The sequence below is a fragment of the Staphylococcus sp. McC-251-APC-3A2 genome (assembly GCF_009695665.1).
In the GTDB taxonomy this organism is placed as follows: Bacteria; Bacillota; Bacilli; order Staphylococcales; family Staphylococcaceae; genus Staphylococcus; species Staphylococcus cohnii.
In genome coordinates, this window is the sequence record NZ_VUNO01000001.1 from 746,143 (window position 1) to 764,377 (window position 18,235).

The 18,235-nt window shown below is 32.4% G+C and carries 18 protein-coding genes; 4 read left to right on the top strand and 14 right to left on the bottom strand.

The window, feature by feature from the left end; genetic code table 11:
* Nucleotides 1–202: 202 nt before the first annotated feature.
* Nucleotides 203–715, bottom strand: coding sequence for a DUF4064 domain-containing protein (locus tag FYJ81_RS03615; RefSeq protein ID WP_154409317.1), 513 nt, complete (start codon nucleotides 713–715; stop codon nucleotides 203–205).
* Between the two features lie 237 nt (nucleotides 716–952).
* Between FYJ81_RS03615 and FYJ81_RS03620 the strand changes: the two genes are divergently transcribed.
* Entirely contained in the window at nucleotides 953–2,278 is a 1,326-nt protein-coding gene (locus FYJ81_RS03620) for an Nramp family divalent metal transporter (protein ID WP_107524428.1), read from the top strand.
* Between the two features lie 240 nt (nucleotides 2,279–2,518).
* Here FYJ81_RS03620 and auxB read toward each other — a convergent pair whose 3' ends face one another.
* The 12 genes from auxB to FYJ81_RS03680 all read right to left on the bottom strand — a co-directional run bounded on the left by auxB (nucleotide 2,519) and on the right by FYJ81_RS03680 (nucleotide 14,641).
* Entirely contained in the window at nucleotides 2,519–3,712 is a 1,194-nt protein-coding gene (auxB, locus tag FYJ81_RS03625) for a lipoteichoic acid stability factor AuxB (protein WP_107384408.1), read from the bottom strand.
* A 74-nt stretch (nucleotides 3,713–3,786) separates the two neighbouring features.
* Nucleotides 3,787–4,860, bottom strand: a complete 1,074-nt coding sequence (locus FYJ81_RS03630) for an ABC transporter substrate-binding protein (RefSeq protein ID WP_107384409.1) — start codon at nucleotides 4,858–4,860, stop codon at nucleotides 3,787–3,789.
* Nucleotides 4,860–5,669, bottom strand: coding sequence for an ABC transporter permease (locus FYJ81_RS03635; protein WP_154409318.1), 810 nt, complete (start codon nucleotides 5,667–5,669; stop codon nucleotides 4,860–4,862). Before FYJ81_RS03635 ends, FYJ81_RS03630 begins: the two co-directional genes overlap by 1 nt.
* A 5-nt stretch (nucleotides 5,670–5,674) precedes the next feature.
* On the bottom strand, nucleotides 5,675–6,478 hold the full coding sequence (locus tag FYJ81_RS03640) for an ABC transporter permease (RefSeq protein ID WP_107384411.1): 804 nt from the start codon (nucleotides 6,476–6,478) through the stop codon (nucleotides 5,675–5,677).
* Nucleotides 6,471–7,565 (bottom strand): ABC transporter ATP-binding protein, encoded by a 1,095-nt coding sequence (locus tag FYJ81_RS03645; RefSeq protein WP_107523662.1) that lies wholly within the window; start codon nucleotides 7,563–7,565, stop codon nucleotides 6,471–6,473. The genes FYJ81_RS03640 and FYJ81_RS03645 overlap by 8 nt, the downstream gene beginning before the upstream one ends.
* Nucleotides 7,566–7,576: 11 nt before the next feature.
* Complete coding sequence (locus tag FYJ81_RS03650; RefSeq protein WP_107384413.1) at nucleotides 7,577–8,116, bottom strand: helix-turn-helix domain-containing protein; 540 nt, start codon at nucleotides 8,114–8,116, stop codon at nucleotides 7,577–7,579.
* A gap of 164 nt (nucleotides 8,117–8,280) precedes the next feature.
* Nucleotides 8,281–8,559: a UPF0223 family protein gene (locus tag FYJ81_RS03655; protein WP_019467844.1), complete on the bottom strand. Its 279-nt coding sequence runs from the start codon at nucleotides 8,557–8,559 to the stop codon at nucleotides 8,281–8,283.
* Nucleotides 8,560–8,799: 240 nt separating this feature from the next.
* Complete coding sequence (gene lpdA, locus FYJ81_RS03660; RefSeq protein WP_019467845.1) at nucleotides 8,800–10,206, bottom strand: dihydrolipoyl dehydrogenase; 1,407 nt, start codon at nucleotides 10,204–10,206, stop codon at nucleotides 8,800–8,802.
* 3 nt (nucleotides 10,207–10,209) lie between these two features.
* Nucleotides 10,210–11,511 carry a dihydrolipoamide acetyltransferase family protein gene (locus tag FYJ81_RS03665; RefSeq protein WP_192942991.1) on the bottom strand — a complete coding sequence of 434 codons (1,302 nt, stop codon included), beginning with the start codon at nucleotides 11,509–11,511 and terminating at the stop codon, nucleotides 10,210–10,212.
* 145 nt (nucleotides 11,512–11,656) lie between these two features.
* Nucleotides 11,657–12,634, bottom strand: coding sequence for an alpha-ketoacid dehydrogenase subunit beta (locus tag FYJ81_RS03670; protein ID WP_107384415.1), 978 nt, complete (start codon nucleotides 12,632–12,634; stop codon nucleotides 11,657–11,659).
* A gap of 3 nt (nucleotides 12,635–12,637) precedes the next feature.
* Nucleotides 12,638–13,750, bottom strand: a complete 1,113-nt coding sequence (pdhA, locus tag FYJ81_RS03675; protein WP_019467848.1) for a pyruvate dehydrogenase (acetyl-transferring) E1 component subunit alpha — start codon at nucleotides 13,748–13,750, stop codon at nucleotides 12,638–12,640.
* A 264-nt stretch (nucleotides 13,751–14,014) separates the two neighbouring features.
* Nucleotides 14,015–14,641 (bottom strand): YkyA family protein, encoded by a 627-nt coding sequence (locus tag FYJ81_RS03680; protein WP_107386106.1) that lies wholly within the window; start codon nucleotides 14,639–14,641, stop codon nucleotides 14,015–14,017.
* Nucleotides 14,642–14,763: 122 nt separating this feature from the next.
* On the opposite strand from FYJ81_RS03680, the gene def reads away from it, so the two are divergent.
* Nucleotides 14,764–15,315, top strand: coding sequence for a peptide deformylase (def, locus tag FYJ81_RS03685; protein ID WP_107384417.1), 552 nt, complete (start codon nucleotides 14,764–14,766; stop codon nucleotides 15,313–15,315).
* 53 nt (nucleotides 15,316–15,368) lie between these two features.
* Here the strand turns inward: def and FYJ81_RS03690 are convergent, their stop codons facing one another.
* Nucleotides 15,369–15,641: a hypothetical protein gene (locus FYJ81_RS03690; protein WP_107384418.1), complete on the bottom strand. Its 273-nt coding sequence runs from the start codon at nucleotides 15,639–15,641 to the stop codon at nucleotides 15,369–15,371.
* A gap of 482 nt (nucleotides 15,642–16,123) precedes the next feature.
* Here FYJ81_RS03690 and FYJ81_RS03695 point away from each other — a divergent pair, with 482 nt between their 5' ends.
* Complete coding sequence (locus FYJ81_RS03695; protein ID WP_019467852.1) at nucleotides 16,124–16,339, top strand: DNA-dependent RNA polymerase subunit epsilon; 216 nt, start codon at nucleotides 16,124–16,126, stop codon at nucleotides 16,337–16,339.
* Nucleotides 16,339–18,213, top strand: a complete 1,875-nt coding sequence (gene rnjA, locus FYJ81_RS03700; protein ID WP_154409319.1) for a ribonuclease J1 — start codon at nucleotides 16,339–16,341, stop codon at nucleotides 18,211–18,213. The genes FYJ81_RS03695 and rnjA overlap by 1 nt, the downstream gene beginning before the upstream one ends.
* Nucleotides 18,214–18,235: the final 22 nt, after the last annotated feature.

The window sequence follows — 18,235 nt, forward strand, 5'->3', positions numbered from 1 at the left end:
AATACATTAGCATGTTGTGATATCTTTCTTATTATTAATATGCTCAAAAAAAGAATGGTATTTTAAACCCTGAATCTGTATTCTATATAAAATCAAAAATTATACTAACAACTAAACTGCTAACATAGTTAATACTTTGTTAGCAGTTAGCATATATTTTCAGTTTTTATAGATCATTAATTGGTAAGTCTTTTCACATAACTTAATAAATATAAGGATCCTCATCTTTTTTCTTTTTTAATTCTTGTTCTGGGTTCATATCACTCTTTTGTCGTTGACCAATATCTTTGGCATCTTCACTAATGTCATTTTGTTGTATTTGATTATAATATTGTGGTTGGCCTTTGTCTTTTTTCACCAATAGCATAATTCCAGCAATAATCCAAAGTATTAACGCAATAAAATTACCAGTAAAAATACTAATTAAAGCCGCTGCAATTAAAAGGCAACCAGCTAAAATTCTGTTTCCTTTAATTGTAAATACGCCACAGAATCCTAGAATCGTCGCGAATAATAAAAATCCACCTTGCATTAATATTGAAGCTTTAAGCGCATCTGCCGATATTGACATACCTTGTTGTTCATATATTTGATTTAATGCTTCCTTGGATTCGGGAAAATTCAATAAAATTAGTCCCAAAATCATGAGTATTAAAAATAATAAACTAAGACCGTTTGCAATCCAAGCAAGGATTTTTTCTGCTTTCCGATTCATCATTTTTCCTCCTATTCATTCATTATCACTATCATAGCAAATTTAACAAAATTACAAAATTACAAAGTGTTATTTTCTATATTTCAAAATATTAATTTACTAATTAAAAAATAAAAACAGTAAAACTTTATCTAAGTAATTACCTGTTATTAGGTTGACCTAATATTTTTTTTGGAGTAACCTATAAAAAGTTAGTTAGAAGTATAGGAGGTATCATTATTGGCTAATAATATAAAAATGCATAATAAAAGTTTAGAAGAAATCAACAATACGGTTTCTATTAATAGTAATGGTAAATTTAGTCAAAAGTTATTATCTTATTTAGGTCCAGGGTTATTAGTAGCAGTTGGTTACATGGATCCAGGAAATTGGATTACTTCAATGCAAGGTGGTGCACAATTTGGATACATTTTGCTATTCGTAATTTTACTCTCTAGTTTATCTGCAATGTTACTGCAAAGTATGACGGTAAGATTAGGAATAGCGACAGGTATGGATTTAGCACAAGCTACAAAATATTACTTAAACAAACCATTAGCTTTTGTTTTTTGGATAATTGCTGAATTAGCAATTATTGCAACTGATATCGCAGAAGTTATCGGGAGTGCGATAGCATTAGATTTATTGTTTGGCATTCCACTACTTGTCGGTGCACTTATCACGGTATTGGACGTATTTTTATTACTCTTTATCATGCGCTTTGGATTCCGAAAAATTGAGGCGATTGTAGGTACGTTAATTTTTACAGTACTTGTGATCTTTATATTTGAGGTGTTTATTGCCTCACCTCATGTTAATGAGGTTTTAACTGGTTTTGTACCAAGCAAAGAAATAATAACGAATAACAGCGCATTGTTTATTGCTCTAGGGATTATTGGGGCTACGATTATGCCACACAATCTATATCTACACTCTTCAATTGTTCAATCAAGAATGTATGATAGAAATAGTTTAAAATCAAAAGCACATGCAATTAAATATGCTACGATGGATTCTAATATTCAACTTTCAATTGCATTTATCATTAATTGCTTATTACTCGTTTTAGGTGCAGCTTTATTTTATGGTGTTAATACTGATCAATTGGGTGGTTTCTACGATTTATATCACGCTTTACAAAATCAACCTGTATTAGGAGCTTCTATGGGTGCAATTATGAGTACTTTATTCGCAGTTGCTTTATTGGCATCAGGCCAAAATTCTACAATTACTGGTACGATGGCTGGTCAAATTGTAATGGAAGGTTTTTTGCATCTTAAAATTCCAAACTGGTTACGTAGACTTGTTACGCGTCTACTTGCAATTTTACCTATCATATTCTGTATCATTATTTTCAAAAGTGATGAAGCAAAAATTGAACAATTGCTAGTGTTCTCACAAGTGTTTTTAAGTTTAGCTTTACCGTTCTCATTAATACCTTTACAACTGGCTACAAATAATCTTTATTTAATGGGACAATTTAAAAACAGAACCTGGGTTAATACTATTTCATGGCTATTAATCATTATTTTAAGCATATTAAATGTATACTTAATATTAGAAACATTTAAAGAGCTCATGTAGACATATTACTGAAACTCAAATATTTACAGAGAAACAAAATTGACGATTTCTTTGCGAAATTGCGATTTTGTAATATGCTGACGCCCGGGGAAATGATATGAGCGAGAGACTACAGGCTCTAGCCATATCCCCAGGCAAGCATGCACGATCAAAATCGTAAGATTTTAAATATAAAGAGGACCAATCCATATTAAGGATTGGCCCTCTTATTTTGCGTATAGGATAGAGAAAATAAAATCTTTATTTTTCTTTATCTGAATCTACTGCTTCATTTTGTTTAGTTTTACTTGATTGACTTTTTTCTTCATCAATCTCTGATGATTCAGCAGTTTGACTTGTGATTTTCTTTCGTTCTTCAAAGTTCATTCTTCGCTGACTAACTGCACTTGGTTGTTGTTTACGTTTTTCTTTTTCACGCTGTTTACGTGCTTTCTTTTCTTGCTTAATTCTAGCTTTTTCTTCGGCTTTTTCTTGCTTCAATCTAGCAGTTTCCTCAGCCTTTTCTTGCTTGATTCGCTGTTGTTCTTCATAAGCTTCTTGTTGAAGTTGTTGTTCTTTTTCAAAAGCTTCTTGTCTTTGTCTAGCTTCTATTTCAGATTCTTCACTATCGATATTTGAGTCCTCTTGTTCATTTTGAAGATTTTCATCAAAATCATTTGGCTGCTTTCTTGATTTATAATTGTATTTAGCCTGTCGAGATAATACTTGAGGTTCTTCCTCTTTTGAATTAATATCCGAATTTACTTTGTCTGCAATTTCGGAACTGTACCCACCTCTTCTTAATTGTTGTTCTTGGTTTGATGGTTGTTCTAAGTCAGAAGTATCTTGTTGTACATTATATTGAGGGTTTGGTTCAGATTTTGGCTCAGGTCTCGGTTCAGGTTTTGGCTCAGATTTTGGTTCTGCTTCTCTTTCTTGACCATAGTCATTATAACTACCTTGATAACCACCAGAATAATAAGCTGGTATCATTTCTACTTTATCTTTGCGTGCAAACATCATAATTGCAACTATTAAAAATAGAATCGGTATAATGAGTGGTACAAATAATAGAACTAAAGGTAAAGTGACGATGGTAGCTATTAAAAATAAAAATCCAGATAATATTCTAATATTCATTGAAATTAACGCTAAAAATGATATTAATAAACAAACAATGAAATATACAATAACTGCCCATATACCATTTTGTAACCAAATAACAAATTGAATCGTATTTAATCCATTATTCGCCAATATTTGCTGAATAAAATCATTACCATTTAACGACGTTTCTAAATTTTGAATAGAACTTTCACTACTAAAAGAAACTAATGCAATAAACATTGTGATGATTGTTAGTAATAGTAAGAATATCCAGCTCAACCAACCCAATACCTTTTCTGCTAGTCGACTCACTGGACGCCTAACTTGAGTATATTGTTCTCCTGACATTTCTATACAACTCCTTATACTACTTATCAAACTATTATATCGAATAAACGATAAAATAACTACTATACTACGCTTTAATTTAGCGACATTTTAAAATTTAAAAAGCGTTCATTATATTCACTAAGTGTATCTTTACCTAAATCTTTATAGACTTCTAAACGTGCTTGTGTACGCTTTGAAGGATAAAAACGTTCATCATCTTTGATGTCTTTTGGTAATTGTGCTCTTGCAGCCTTATTAGGTGTTGCATAAGCTACCCACTCCGTATTTTGTTTACTATTCTGTGCATCTAACATAAAATTGATAAACTTATGTGCGCCTGCTTTATTTTGAGCTGTCTTTGGAATTACCATGTTATCAAACCATAAGTTTGATCCTTCTTTTGGAACGACGTAATCAAAATCACTATTATTTTGCACAATTGGCGCTGCTATACCACTCCACACAACCGCAATATTAGCTTCGTGTTGTTCAAGCATCATAGTTATTTCATCACCGACAACACCTTTAATATTAGGGCTTAATTGTTTTAAATCTTGTTCAACTTCTGCTAAATGTTTTGATTGCTTATCATTTAAACTGTAGCCTAATTTGTTTAAACTTAAACCCATAACTTCTCTTGCTCCGTCTACTAATAAAATATCATTTTGATATTTTTGATTATATAAACTTTCCCACGAATCAAAGTTATCTTGTGAATATACATTTTTATTATATAAAATACCTACTGTACCAAAAAAGTATGGCACTGAATAATGATTTTTCCTATCAAATGACATGTTCATATAATCTTTATCTAAATTTTTCATATTTGGTATTTTCTCATGATTTAAAGGTAATAACAAACCTTCCTTTTTCATTTTTTCTATCGTATATTCACTTGGAAAAGCAACATCATAATTTGTACCACCATTACGTATTTTTGCCTCCATAGCTTCGTTTGAATCGAATGTTTCGTACACAACTTCAATACCAGTTTCTTTTTGAAATTTTTTTACTAAACTCGGATCAATATATTCTCCCCAGTTATACACATAAATTTTTTCACCTGAAGCAGAATGCTCTTTTTCAGTGAGTTTTTGGCTTACCAATAAACATAGTAGTCCAACGAAAATTGAAAGCACGATTAATTGTAAAAATCGTTTCATTATTGTGTCACCTGCTTCAATGCTTTATTTCGTTTGATAAGTTTTTGTATCAAATAATAACCAAGAATACCTATTATGATCGTTATAAAAAGTATTGTCGATATCGCGTTAATTTCCATACTTATACCTTTTCTAGCCATAGCATAAACTTCTACTGATAATACACTAAATCCATTTCCTGTAACGAAAAAACTAACTGTAAAATCATCCAAAGAATAGGTTAGTGCCATAAAAAAACCGCCAAGTATTGCAGGAAACAAATGGGGTAACATCACTTTATTTAAAACTTGTAATTCACTGGCACCTAAATCTCTAGCAGCATCTAAAGTATGCTCATTCATTTCATATAACTTAGGTAACACAATAATCACTACAATTGGAATGCAAAAAGCAATATGTAAAATTAATACAGTGATAAAACCAAGCCCTAAACCTGTAAAATGACCTATTGCCGTAAACATAATCAAAAATGATGCACCAATAACTACATCGGAAGAAACCATTAGCACATTATTTAAAGTGAGTAACGAAATTTTTAATTTTTTGTTTCTTAAATGATATAAAGCAATGGCCCCCATTGTTCCAATTACCGTTGCAATTGCAGCAGCTAATAATGCCACCGCAATCGTATTAAAAATAACTGCTAATAATCTGTCATTGTTAAATAAGGATAGATAGTGCGCTAATGTAAAATGCTCAAAGTGAATCATATTACCTGCTGAATTAAATGAATAAAACATTAAAAACAGTATAGGGATATACAACACTGCAATTAATATACCGATATATAGTTTGCCATACCATTTCATATGATTCACCCTTTTCCATTTGTAGATTTTTTATTTGTAATGATTAGGACAAAAGCCATGAAGAGAATGAGAAACAACGCAATAGTTGAACCCATCCCATAGTTTTGAATTACAAGAAATTGTTCCTCAATCGCCGTTCCAATATTAATGACTTTATTACCAGCAATTAACCTTGTGATCATAAACAAAGAAAGCGCAGGAATAAATGTAACTTGCACCCCTGTTAATACGCCACGTTTAGTCAAAGGCATAATTACTTTTTTAAATGTCATTAGTCTACTAGCGCCTAAATCACTTGAGGCTTGTAATAAATTATTTGGTATGTCCTTCATATTATTAAAAATTGGTAAAATCATAAATGGTATATAAATATAACTGGCTACAATTATAAAGGCAGGACCTGTAAATAAAAGTTCCGCTTTAGGTAAATGCAAACTATATAATATTCGGTTGATAATACCATCATGACTGAACAAGCCAATAAATGCATAGGTCTTTAGAAGTAAATTAATCCAAGTGGGTATAATTAATACCAATAACCATAAATTCTGATATTTTGCTGTACGAATAAAGTATGCTGCTGGATAACTAATAAGCAACGTAGTCATCGTAATTAACACAGCGTACAATATAGAGTCCCATATCATCAAAAAATACTTTGGTGTCAGCATTTGTTTATAATTATCTAAACTAAAATGACCATGTATATCAATCATTGAGAAATAAATTAGCAAAATGACTGGCACAACGATAAATAAAACCATCCATAAGATATATGGTATAAATAAAAATCTGTTTATTTTACGCATTATCATTAACCTCATAGCTATTAATACGTTCATCAAACTCTGCTTCGGTTTCGCCCGGCACCATAATATGAATCGCTTCTGGTTCAAAAAACAAACCTACTTTGCTACCTACTTCAGTTTTCTTTGTAGAATGCACCATCCACTCATAACCTTTTCTATCTACACAATTGATTTCATAGTGTACACCTCTAAATAACATGGAATCAACAGTCACTTCAAATAATCCTTCATTAGGGGTTACTAACGCAATGTCTTCTGGTCTGATTACGACTTCAACTTGTTGTTGACTAGGAATTCCCATATCGACACACTTAAATGCTTGGTCGTAAATATTAACAACATAATCTTTGACCATTGTACCTTTCAAAATATTAGATTCTCCAATAAAATCAGCAACAAAACGATTTACTGGTTCATCATAAATATCAGTGGGTGTACCAAATTGTTGTATTTTCCCATCTTTCATAACAAATATATAATCACTCAGTGCCAATGCTTCTTCTTGATCATGAGTCACAAAAATAAAAGTAATACCTAATCTAGATTGAATCTCTCTTAATTCATATTGCATTTCAGTTCTTAATTTTAAATCTAATGCCGATAATGATTCATCTAAAAGTAAAATCTCAGGTTCATTTACGATAGCACGCGCAATCGCAATTCGTTGCTTTTGTCCACCACTCATGCCATCTATCATTCTATTTTCAAAACCAGTTAATTTCACTAATTTCAAAGCTTCTTGCACTTTAGCTTTAATTACTTCCTTATTTAATTTTTTTATTTTTAATCCAAATGCGATATTATCAAATACAGTCAAATGCGGAAATAAAGCATAATCTTGAAAAACAGTATTTACTTTTCTCTTATTAGCAGGAACTTGATTAATCGATTTTCCTTGATAAACGATTTGTCCATGATCAACTTGTTCAAAGCCTGCAATCAATTTCAGAATTGTAGTTTTCCCACAACCAGAAGGGCCTAATAATGTGTAAAAATGTCCAGACTCAATATTCAAATCTATATTATCTAATATTTGTGTTCCATCATAAGCTTTACTTACTGATTGGAATGTCAATAAAGGGTTCATGTATTGTCCTCCTATAAATATGATGCTGTAGCAACAACCAGAACTTTCACATCCTGTGACGTAAGGTTCTTTAATCTATGTATTTGGTTTGCTTTAAAATATAACGCATCCCCTTCTTCAGCGTGATAATAATCACTTCCTAATAAAAGCGAAACTTCACCTTGTAGACAATATATAAATGTATCGGAATCTGATGGATCAAAACTTTTATATGACGCATTAGGTTTTAAAGTAAGTATTAATGGTTCCATTTCAAAGTTATTCGATTGTGTGATTGGCCAGTTTAGTAAATATCCTTTATCAGATTCATCATAATGAATTTGTTCATTTTTCTTATATAACACCTTAGTATTTGCTGAATCGTAAAAAAATTCACGAGGGGTAGTACCTAATACTTCTAAAATATTAAAAAAAGTTTCCATGCTTGGCGAGGCATGTTCACTTTCAATTTGAGAAACATATCCTTTAGATAAATTTGTACGCTCTGCCAGCTCACCTTGAGTGAGTTGCTTAATATTTCTAAGATTCTTTAATTTTTTTCCAATCTTCATTCTGTCACCTTATTTTATAATTTCTTATTTTGCACATTAAAGGAACAATAGTTAACCAAAACGTGAGCATTATTTATACAAAAAAACTATATTTTGTTTACTTTTATCAAACATTTTGTTTAGTGCTTAATAAAAATATCAAAATATAGCTAAGATGACAATAGTTAAATTTGTTTTGAACTAAAATATTTTTGATTTGACGCATCTTTGACTGATTTTACTACTTTGTAACTATTGTAGCCGCTTTGTTTTTCAAATTCTTTAAATATTTGCTTTTCTTGAGCTTTACCTGGAACTATTTTTTTAAATTGATTGTAACGTTCTAACAGTACTTTACCTTCAACTTTTGATTCATAGTATTTTTCAATAGCATTAAAAAAAGCAACCACTTGCATCATTTCTTCATTTGTCCATTCAAGATCAATCGGATATGAATATTCCATATACTTATCCTCCCTTTAATTAACAAATAGTTACCAAAATTTTAAAAGATGTAAAAAAAGAGCGGGACAGAAATCAAAATATAATAAATTGATTCCTTATTCCCGCCCCTATATATTTGTTGTAAGCTTTAAACATTTATACAATGATTTGAAAACACTAGAACAGTAATATCGTTCATTACTTCCATAACCATTTAAGATAAAACATCTAAAGTGTAACTATTTATACTTATTAATTTATTACATTGTATGAATTGGTAATCCTAAAGCTTTTTCAGCAGCTTCCATAGACATTTCACCTAATGTTGGGTGAGCATGTACAGTTAATGCTAAATCTTCAGCATTCATACCAGCTTCTATTGCTAAGCCTAATTCAGAGATAATGTCAGAAGCACCAGTACCAACTACTTGTGCACCAACTAGTGTATTATCTTCTTTAAGTGTTAACAATTTAACGAAACCAGTTGTGTCATCTAATGATAATGCACGACCGTTTGCTGCGTAAGGGAATTTAGAAGCTGTAACTTCTAATCCTTCTTCTTTCGCTTGCGCTTCAGTGTAACCTACTTGTGCTAGTTCTGGTTCTGTGAAACATACAGCAGGCATACCAATGTAATCCACTTCTGATGCTTCTCCAGAAATAACCTCAGCAGCTACTTTTGCTTCATAGCTCGCTTTATGAGCTAATGGTAGCCCAGGAACGATATCACCAATTGCAAAAATGTTGTCGATAGAAGTACGGCTTTGTTTGTCTACTTCTAATAATCCACGATCTGCGAATTTAAGACCTAATTCTTCTAAGCCCAATTCATCAGTGTTTGGACGACGACCAACAGTAACTAATACATAATCAGCATCAATCGTTTGTTCTTCACCTTTAACTTCATAAGTTACTTTAACACCGTTATCTGTTTCTTCAGCAGATTTAGCCATTGCTTCAGTAACAATTTCAACGCCTTTTTCTTTCATGCCTTTTTTAACAGGTTGTGTCATTTGTTTTTCGAAGCCGCCTAAGATATCTTTAGCACCTTCTAAAATCGTAACTTCTGAACCAAAGTTTGCAAATGCAGTACCTAGTTCTGAACCGATATAACCGCCACCAACTACTACTAATTTACCAGGAACTTCTTGTAAATTTAAAGCACCAGTTGAATCAATAACACGGTTACCGAATTCGAAATTAGGAATTTCAATTGGTCTTGAACCAGTTGCAATGATTGCATGTTTGAAGTTATAAGTTTGAGCACTCTTCTCGTCCATAACACGTAAACTATTGTTATCTACGAAATAAGCTTCACCTTTAACGATTTCTACTTTATTTCCTTTTAATAATCCTTCAACACCACCTGTTAATTTCTTAACAACTGATTGTTTGAATTCTTGAACTTTGTCAAATTTAAGTGAAACACTTTCAGCAATAACACCTAAATTTTCAGAGTTTTTAGTTTCATCATAACGGTGAGATGCGTGTAATAATGCTTTTGATGGAATACATCCAACGTTAAGACATACACCGCCTAATTCGCCTTTTTCAACGATTGTTACTTTTTGACCTAATTGTGCTGCACGAATTGCTGCAACATATCCTCCAGGTCCTGCTCCGATTACAATAGTATCTGTTTCAATTGGGAAATCTCCAACTACCATGTTTTACCCCTCCATTAATAATAATTCTGGATTATTTAATAAACGCTTGATATGGTTCATTGCATTTTGTCCAGTAGCACCATCGATTTGTCTATGGTCAAAGCTTAATGATAATGATAATACTGGTGCAGCTACAATTTCTCCGTCTTTAACGATAGGTTTTTGAGCGATACGACCAATACCTAAGATAGCTACTTCTGGGTGATTTATAACTGGTGTGAACCATTGTCCACCTGCTGATCCAATATTACTAATAGTACAAGTAGCACCTTTCATTTCATCTGAAGTTAATTTGCCATCGCGTGCTTTTACAGCTAATTCATTAATTTCATCTGAAATTTGGAACATAGATTTACGGTCAGCATGTTTGACAACAGGTACTAATAAACCTCTGTCTGTATCAGCTGCAATACCAATATTCCAATAATGTTTGTGTACAATTTCTCCAGCTTCTTCATTAAATTCTGTGTTTAGTGCTGGATATTTCTTAAGTGCAGAAACAAGAGCTTTCACTACATAAGGTAGGAATGTTAATTTAGTACCTTGCTCAGCCGCAACTTCTTTGAATTTTTTACGATGATCCCATAATTCTTGAACATCAATTTCATCCATTAAAGTTACGTGAGGTGCAGTGTGTTTAGAATTAACCATTGCTTTTGCGATTGCTTTACGCATAGCAGGGATTTTTTCTGTTGTTTCTGGGAATTCACCTTCACTAGAAACTGGCGCTGATTGTGCTGTGCTCGCAGAAGTTTCTTCTGCAGTTTCACTTGCACTTTCAGTTGAAGCTGCACTTGTATCTCCATTTAAGTATGCATCAATATCTTCTTTAGTTGTACGTCCATTTTTACCTGAAGCTACAACTGCTTTAATGTTCACGCCATTTTCACGTGCATATTTACGCACTGAAGGCATAGCTTTAACACGTTTATTTTCATCTACATCTTCATCAGCTGATGATTGTGTAGTTGCCGCTGCTTCAGAACTTTCTTCTTTAGCAGGTTCTGCTTCAGCTTCATCTGTAGATTCACTGCTATCGCTACCTTTAAATTCCATATCTTCTGCATCAGGCGCGTCAATTTTAACAATTGTATCTCCGACAACAGCAACTGTACCTTCATCTACAAGTACTTCTTCCACTGTACCTGACACAGGTGATGGAATTTCTACTACAGATTTGTCATTTTGGACTTCAGCTAAAACATCATCTTCTTCGATAGTATCTCCAGCTTTAACAAACCATTTTACAATTTCACCTTCGTGGATACCTTCACCAATATCGGGTAATTTAAATTCAAATGCCACGTTATTATCCTCCTAAAAATTCATATTTAGTCAAAAATTAGAAAATGAGAACGAAACTTATGATTCGCAATCTCATGCTGTTTTATTATTAATCAATGAAGTTGGGATAACATTTTAAAAGCTATCCCAAACTTATTAATATTTATTAGAATTCTAATGTTGCTTTTGCTTTTTCAACGATATCGTTTTTGTTTGGTAACCAAACATTTTCAGCTTGAGTAAACGGATAAACGGTATCAGCAGCAGCTACACGAGCAATTGGTGCTTCTAATGACAGAATTGCGCGCTCTGCTAATTCTGAAGCAACTGTAGCTCCAACACCAGCTTGACGTTGTGCTTCTTGAACTACGACTGCACGTCCAGTTTTTTCTACTGAAGCAACTAACGTTTCTAAGTCGATTGGTTGTACCGTACGTAAATCAATAACTTCCACTGAATGACCATCTTTTTCTAATTCTTCAGCAGCTTTTAATGATTCTTGTACCATGGCACCATAAGCGATTAATGTAATATCATTACCTTCTTGTTTGACACTCGCTTTGCCGATTTCAATTGTATACTCTTCATCAGGCACTTCTTCACGGAAAGAACGATACAATTTCATGTGCTCTAAATATACAACTGGGTCGTTACTTCTAATTGCAGAAATTAATAATCCTTTTGCATCATAAGGACTAGATGGGATGACTACATTCAATCCTGGTGATTGAGCTAAGATACCTTCTAAATTATCTGCGTGTAATTCAGGTGTGTGTACACCACCACCAAATGGGGCGCGGATAGTTACTGGTGCTTGTTTTGAGTTACCAGAACGGAAACGTGTACGCGCAATTTGACCTGCAACAGAGTCAAATACTTCAAATACGAATCCTAAGAATTGGATTTCCATAACTGGACGGTAACCTTGTGTAGTTAAGCCTAGAGCTAAGCCACCAATTCCAGATTCTGCTAAAGGTGTATCAAATACTCGGTCTTCACCGAATTCTTTTTGTAATCCTTCAGTTACACGGAATACACCACCGTTAACACCGACGTCTTCACCGAAAAGTAAGACATTTTCATCATTTTGTAATTCGGTTTTAAGCGCATTATTAATCGCTTGAACCATTGTCATTTGTGCCATCGGTTACTTCGACTCCTTCTCTTTATAGATTTCATATTGTTCTGCTAAATGTTGAGGCATTTCTTCATACATATTTTCCATTAAGTCTGTAACTTTTTGTTTTTCTGTATTATCCGCTTCTTTAATAGCAGTTTTAATTTCAGCTTTCGCACGATCGATTACTTCGTTTTCTTTCTCTTCAGTCCATAGACCTTTATTTTCAAGATGTTTTCTGAAACGAACTAATGGATCTTTTTTCTCCCATTCAGAATCTTCGTCTGAAGTTCTGTATTTCGTTGGATCGTCTCCAGCCATTGTATGTGGACCGTAACGATAAGTGATTGTTTCAATAAGTGTTGGACCTTCACCGTTTACAGCACGATCACGCGCTTCTTTAGTCGCTTGATATACTGCAAGTGCATCCATTCCATCTACTTGTATACCAGGAATACCTACTGAGATAGCTTTTTGAGCTAAAGTTTCAGCAGCTGTTTGTTTACTACGTGGTGTAGAAATCGCATAGTTATTATTTTGAATTACAAAAATTGCTGGCGCCTTGTAAGCTGAAGCGAAGTTAATACCTTCATAGAAATCACCTTGTGAAGAACCACCATCACCAGTATATGTGATTGCTACAGCTTGTTTCCCACGTTTTTTAAGTCCAAGTGCAACACCAGCTGTTTGTACGTATTGTGCGCCGATAATAATTTGTGGGCTTAGTGCATTAACACCTTCAGGCATTCTATTTCCTTTAAAGTGACCTCTAGAGAATAAAAATGCTTCAGTTAATGGCAGACCTTGCCAAATTAATTGTGGAACATCACGATAACCAGGAAGAATAAAGTCTTCTTGTTCTAATGCATATTGAGAAGCTAATTGTGAAGCTTCTTGACCAGCAGTAGGTGCATAGAATCCTAATCTCCCTTGTCTATTTAGTGAAATAGAACGTTGATCAAGAATACGTGTCCAAACCATTCTTTCCATTAATTCTACTAATTGCTCGTCTGATAAATCAGGTACTAGATCTTTATTAACGATATTACCGTCTTCATCCAAAATTTGGATCATTTCAAATTGAGATTCAGTATCTTTCAATACTTTCTCTGCATCGAATTGGGCTTTCAATTTCGGAGCCATTCAATTCACCATACCTTTCCCGTATAATAGAAATTCATTTTATCCTTTAACATTGTATCACAAAACTGTTTCACTGTTAAACAAATATGAAAAGTTCTGTAATACAGTAAATAGGTACAGTTTTAAAACTGTATCACTATTTTCAAACATGCTGTACTATCTTTTTTACAAGGTTCAAAGTGTCCACTCCCAAAAGAATGTAAGCGTCCTCATTTAATATGCTATAGTTATTTACCTTAAATTTCAAATTAATAGCATTTTAAGTTAGTTTAAATTATCTACATCTTGTTTTTCTTTATTTACTTTTTCCATTGCATCTTTGTATTTATTAAAAGATTTGTCCATAGTTTTATATGATTTGGATACAGCTTCTGTCTTTTTATTCATTTCTTCTTGGTTAGCTTGATCACGAGTTCCATATTCAAATAAATCTTTTTCTTTGTTCATAATATTCTTGTATGCATTTGCATAGTTATCATGTGCTTTATATTTATCTTTTAAAGCATCATTTAATTCTTTCACTTCTTTTTTCTTATCTTCATCACTAATATTATCTAAATGTTTTTGTGCTTTTTTAAATTCTTTTTCTGAATTATCTAACGCATTTTCTTCTTTTTTAAATTCTTTTTGTCTTTCTTCAACATTATCTACAATTTTTTCAGAAGTTTGTTTGGCTTCTTGTTGGTCTTTCCCATTGATTTTTTTCACTAGCTTTTGTTTCTTTTGCTCTAGTTCATTAAGTTTTTTGCCTACTGATGAAACAGGCTTTTCTTCATCGAATGCTTGTTGTATTTTTTCATTATAATCTTTTATTTCACCTTTATCAGTTGTACATCCAGCTATAAGTACTGTGGAAGCTAGTATGGCACCAATACCATATTTAAATTTCATTTTGAGAAATCCTCCTTTTTCGTGTGCTATATTATATAATAAATTTTAATAAATCAAATTTATTACTGTATTTTATTTGGTAATCTTTGGTATATTTTATATTAAGGAAGGTGTATGAACAAATGTTAACAATGAAAGATATAATTAGAGATGGACATCCAACACTACGTGAAAAAGCTAAAGATGTCGAAGTCCCATTATCAGATGAAGATAGAGAGACATTAAAATCTATGAGAGCATTTTTAATAAATAGTCAAGATGAAGAAACTGCTAATAAATATGGTCTTCGTTCTGGCGTTGGACTTGCAGCGCCACAAATCAATATTTCTAAAAAAATGATTGCCGTCTATTTACCAGATGATGGAGAAGGTAAAAGTTATGACTTGATGTTAGTAAATCCTAAAATTATGAGTCATAGCATTCAAGAAGCCTATCTACCTACTGGTGAGGGTTGCTTAAGTGTAGACGAAAATGTACCAGGACTAGTACACCGTAAATATAGAGTTACAGTTAAAGCGAAAGATATAGATGGTAATGATGTTAAATTACGTTTAAAAGGTTATCCAGCTGTTGTAGTTCAACATGAAATAGACCATATTAATGGCATCATGTTTTATGATCACATAGATTCAGAACATCCACTGCAACCTCATGAAGATGCAGTAGAAGTATAAAAAAAGAACTGTTAGTAGATGTGGCAATTGCACACGTTTACTAACAGTTCTTTTTACATAAAATCGTCTCTTCTTTCATGGTACATGATGTTCAATTCTTGTAATTCTTTCTTCAAAGCATTTAATTCTTGAATATCAATAAATACCGGATCATGATTGTGCTTTACATAATTTTGATCTTCATTCACAGTATCAATGATTTCATTGTAATTGAAAAACATGATAACTTGTTCCGCACGTATTTCAAATGTGATATCTTGAAAGACCTTATCAGTTCGTTGTTTTTCATTTTTAATATCTTCAACAATACGCTCCACTTTATCCATAGCAACCACCTTCATTTCATCTCTATTACTTTTTCACTTTATATTATTAATTATTATATTTCCTTTTAATCATAATTAATTTTTATTATCGACTCAAGCTATTTGATAATTCATTTAATATTTCAAAATGATTTGTTTAAATTTACTAAGTTAAATACCTTATATATAGTGAATCACTTTTTTCTACATATTAAGTATAAGCAGAAAATAAAACTGCTTTATTTATTCTACTACATCATGTAAAATGAGAAATAACTGAAAACATACAAATGCTTTCTATTTGTATTTTTCTATACGAACGAATTTAAAATGACCCTAGAAACATACTGGGCAAATGCTCGTATGTTCTCTTTATATAAAACGTAGTTTCAATACACTTTTAGTAAATATCATTTTATTTAAAATTAAGAAGCTCACAAAATAATATACATTTCAGGGTTTATATAAATAATTTAACCAAAATTTAGGAGGAAATAGATATAATGGCAGTATTTAAAGTATTTTTTCAACATAACAAAGAAGAAGTAGTTGTTAGAGAACACACACAAACTATTTATGTTGAAGCTCAATCAGAAGAACAAGTAAGAAGATATTTGAAAGACCGTAATTACAATATCGAGTTTATTACTAAACTTGAGGGCGCACATTTAGAATATGAAAAACAATCCGATCACTTTAATGTGGAGCAAGCTGAGTAATGAAACAAATTCATAAAAATGAAGTTGCGGTTTATGCCCTTGGTGGCTTAGGTGAAATCGGAAAAAACACTTATGCCGTAGAATATCAGGATGAAATCGTAATTATAGATGCAGGTATCAAATTCCCTGATGATAACTTATTAGGTATTGATTACGTGATTCCTGACATTACTTATTTAGAACAGAACCAAGACAAAATAGTTGGTCTGTTTATAACACACGGCCACGAAGACCATATAGGTGGTGTGCCCTACCTATTAAAACAAATAAACGTGCCTATATATGGTGGACCATTAGCTTTAGGTTTAATCAGAAATAAGTTGGAAGAACATCACTTGTTAAGAACAACAAAACTTATTGAAATTGAAGAAAGTTCCGTTATCAAATCTAAACATTTCGAAGTTTCTTTCTATTTAACAACACATAGTATACCAGAATCATATGGTGTTATTGTTAATACACCAGAAGGTAATATTGTTCACACTGGAGATTTCAAATTTGATTTTACGCCAGTTGGTGAACCAGCAAATATAGCGAAAATGGCGAAACTCGGAGAAGAAGGTGTACTTTGTTTACTTTCAGACTCTACTAACTCACTAGTTCCTGATTTTACATTAAGTGAACGTGAAGTGGGTCAAAATGTTGAAAAGATATTCCGTAATTGTAGTGGTAGAATTATCTTTGCAACTTTTGCTTCTAATATCTATCGTGTTCAGCAAGCAGTCGAAGCTGCAATTAAACACAACCGTAAAATTGTAACTTTTGGTCGTTCAATGGAAAACAATATTAAAATTGGTATGGAACTCGGTTATATAAAAGCACCACCTGAAACTTTTATAGAACCAAACAAAATTAATAGTGTTCCTAAACATGAGTTACTCATTTTATGTACAGGTTCACAAGGTGAACCAATGGCAGCTTTATCAAGAATTGCTAACGGTACACACAAACAAATAAAAATCATTCCAGAAGATACTGTAGTATTTAGTTCTTCCCCTATTCCAGGTAATACTAAAAGTATCAACCGCACCATAAATTCATTATATCGCGCTGGTGCTGAAGTAATACACAATAAGGTTTCAAACATTCACACATCTGGACACGGATCTAAAGGCGATCAACAATTGATGTTACGCTTACTACGTCCAAAATTCTTCCTGCCTATTCATGGCGAATATCGTATGTTAAAAGCACACGGTCAATCAGGAATTGAATGTGGCGTAGAACCAGACAACGTGTTTATCTTTGATATCGGTGACGTCTTAGCTTTAACTCATAATTCAGCTAGAAAAGCTGGAAGAATACCATCTGGCAATGTGCTAGTCGATGGTAGCGGTATTGGAGATATCGGAAATGTAGTTATTCGAGATAGAAAATTATTGTCTGAAGAAGGTTTAGTCATCGTCGTCGTTAGTATAGACTTTAAAACAAACAAACTACTTTCAGGCCCTGACATTATTTCTCGTGGTTTTGTTTACATGCGTGAATCTGGTCAATTAATTTATGATGCCCAAAGAAAAATCAAAACAGATGTTATTTCTAAACTGAACCAAAATCCAGAAATACAATGGCATCAAATTAAATCATCAATCATTGAAACGCTACAACCATATTTATTTGAGAAAACAGCACGTAAGCCAATGATTTTACCAGTGATAATGAAAGTAAATGAAGGTGATGCACCTTCTCAAAATAAAAAACCACAAAATAAACCAAATCAAAAAAAAGACAGTACTAAAAAAGACAGTACTAAAAAACACAATACTAAATCTCAAAACAAAAACACAAAAGGTTCTAACAATAAAGATAATAAAAACACAACTCAGAAACCAAAAAAAGATGATAATCAATCGGATCAATCATCAGAATCGTAATCATAACCAAAAATATAATCAA

Bases quoted from the DNA above. Each gene is read 5' to 3' on its own strand.
- FYJ81_RS03690 (WP_107384418.1), bottom strand. From the start codon at position 15,641: ATGGATAAAGTGGAGCGTATTGTTGAAGATATTAAAAATGAAAAACAA.
- FYJ81_RS03630 (WP_107384409.1), bottom strand. From the start codon at position 4,860: ATGAAACGATTTTTACAATTAATCGTGCTTTCAATTTTCGTTGGACTA.
- FYJ81_RS03635 (WP_154409318.1), bottom strand. From the start codon at position 5,669: ATGAAATGGTATGGCAAACTATATATCGGTATATTAATTGCAGTGTTG.
- rnjA (WP_154409319.1), top strand. From the start codon at position 16,339: ATGAAACAAATTCATAAAAATGAAGTTGCGGTTTATGCCCTTGGTGGC.
- FYJ81_RS03695 (WP_019467852.1), top strand. From the start codon at position 16,124: ATGGCAGTATTTAAAGTATTTTTTCAACATAACAAAGAAGAAGTAGTT.
- auxB (WP_107384408.1), bottom strand. From the start codon at position 3,712: ATGTCAGGAGAACAATATACTCAAGTTAGGCGTCCAGTGAGTCGACTA.
- FYJ81_RS03670 (WP_107384415.1), bottom strand. From the start codon at position 12,634: ATGGCACAAATGACAATGGTTCAAGCGATTAATAATGCGCTTAAAACC.
- pdhA (WP_019467848.1), bottom strand. From the start codon at position 13,750: ATGGCTCCGAAATTGAAAGCCCAATTCGATGCAGAGAAAGTATTGAAA.
- def (WP_107384417.1), top strand. From the start codon at position 14,764: ATGTTAACAATGAAAGATATAATTAGAGATGGACATCCAACACTACGT.
- FYJ81_RS03650 (WP_107384413.1), bottom strand. From the start codon at position 8,116: ATGAAGATTGGAAAAAAATTAAAGAATCTTAGAAATATTAAGCAACTC.
- FYJ81_RS03645 (WP_107523662.1), bottom strand. From the start codon at position 7,565: ATGAACCCTTTATTGACATTCCAATCAGTAAGTAAAGCTTATGATGGA.
- FYJ81_RS03640 (WP_107384411.1), bottom strand. From the start codon at position 6,478: ATGCGTAAAATAAACAGATTTTTATTTATACCATATATCTTATGGATG.
- FYJ81_RS03680 (WP_107386106.1), bottom strand. From the start codon at position 14,641: ATGAAATTTAAATATGGTATTGGTGCCATACTAGCTTCCACAGTACTT.
- lpdA (WP_019467845.1), bottom strand. From the start codon at position 10,206: ATGGTAGTTGGAGATTTCCCAATTGAAACAGATACTATTGTAATCGGA.
- FYJ81_RS03615 (WP_154409317.1), bottom strand. From the start codon at position 715: ATGAATCGGAAAGCAGAAAAAATCCTTGCTTGGATTGCAAACGGTCTT.
- FYJ81_RS03655 (WP_019467844.1), bottom strand. From the start codon at position 8,559: ATGGAATATTCATATCCGATTGATCTTGAATGGACAAATGAAGAAATG.
- FYJ81_RS03620 (WP_107524428.1), top strand. From the start codon at position 953: ATGCATAATAAAAGTTTAGAAGAAATCAACAATACGGTTTCTATTAAT.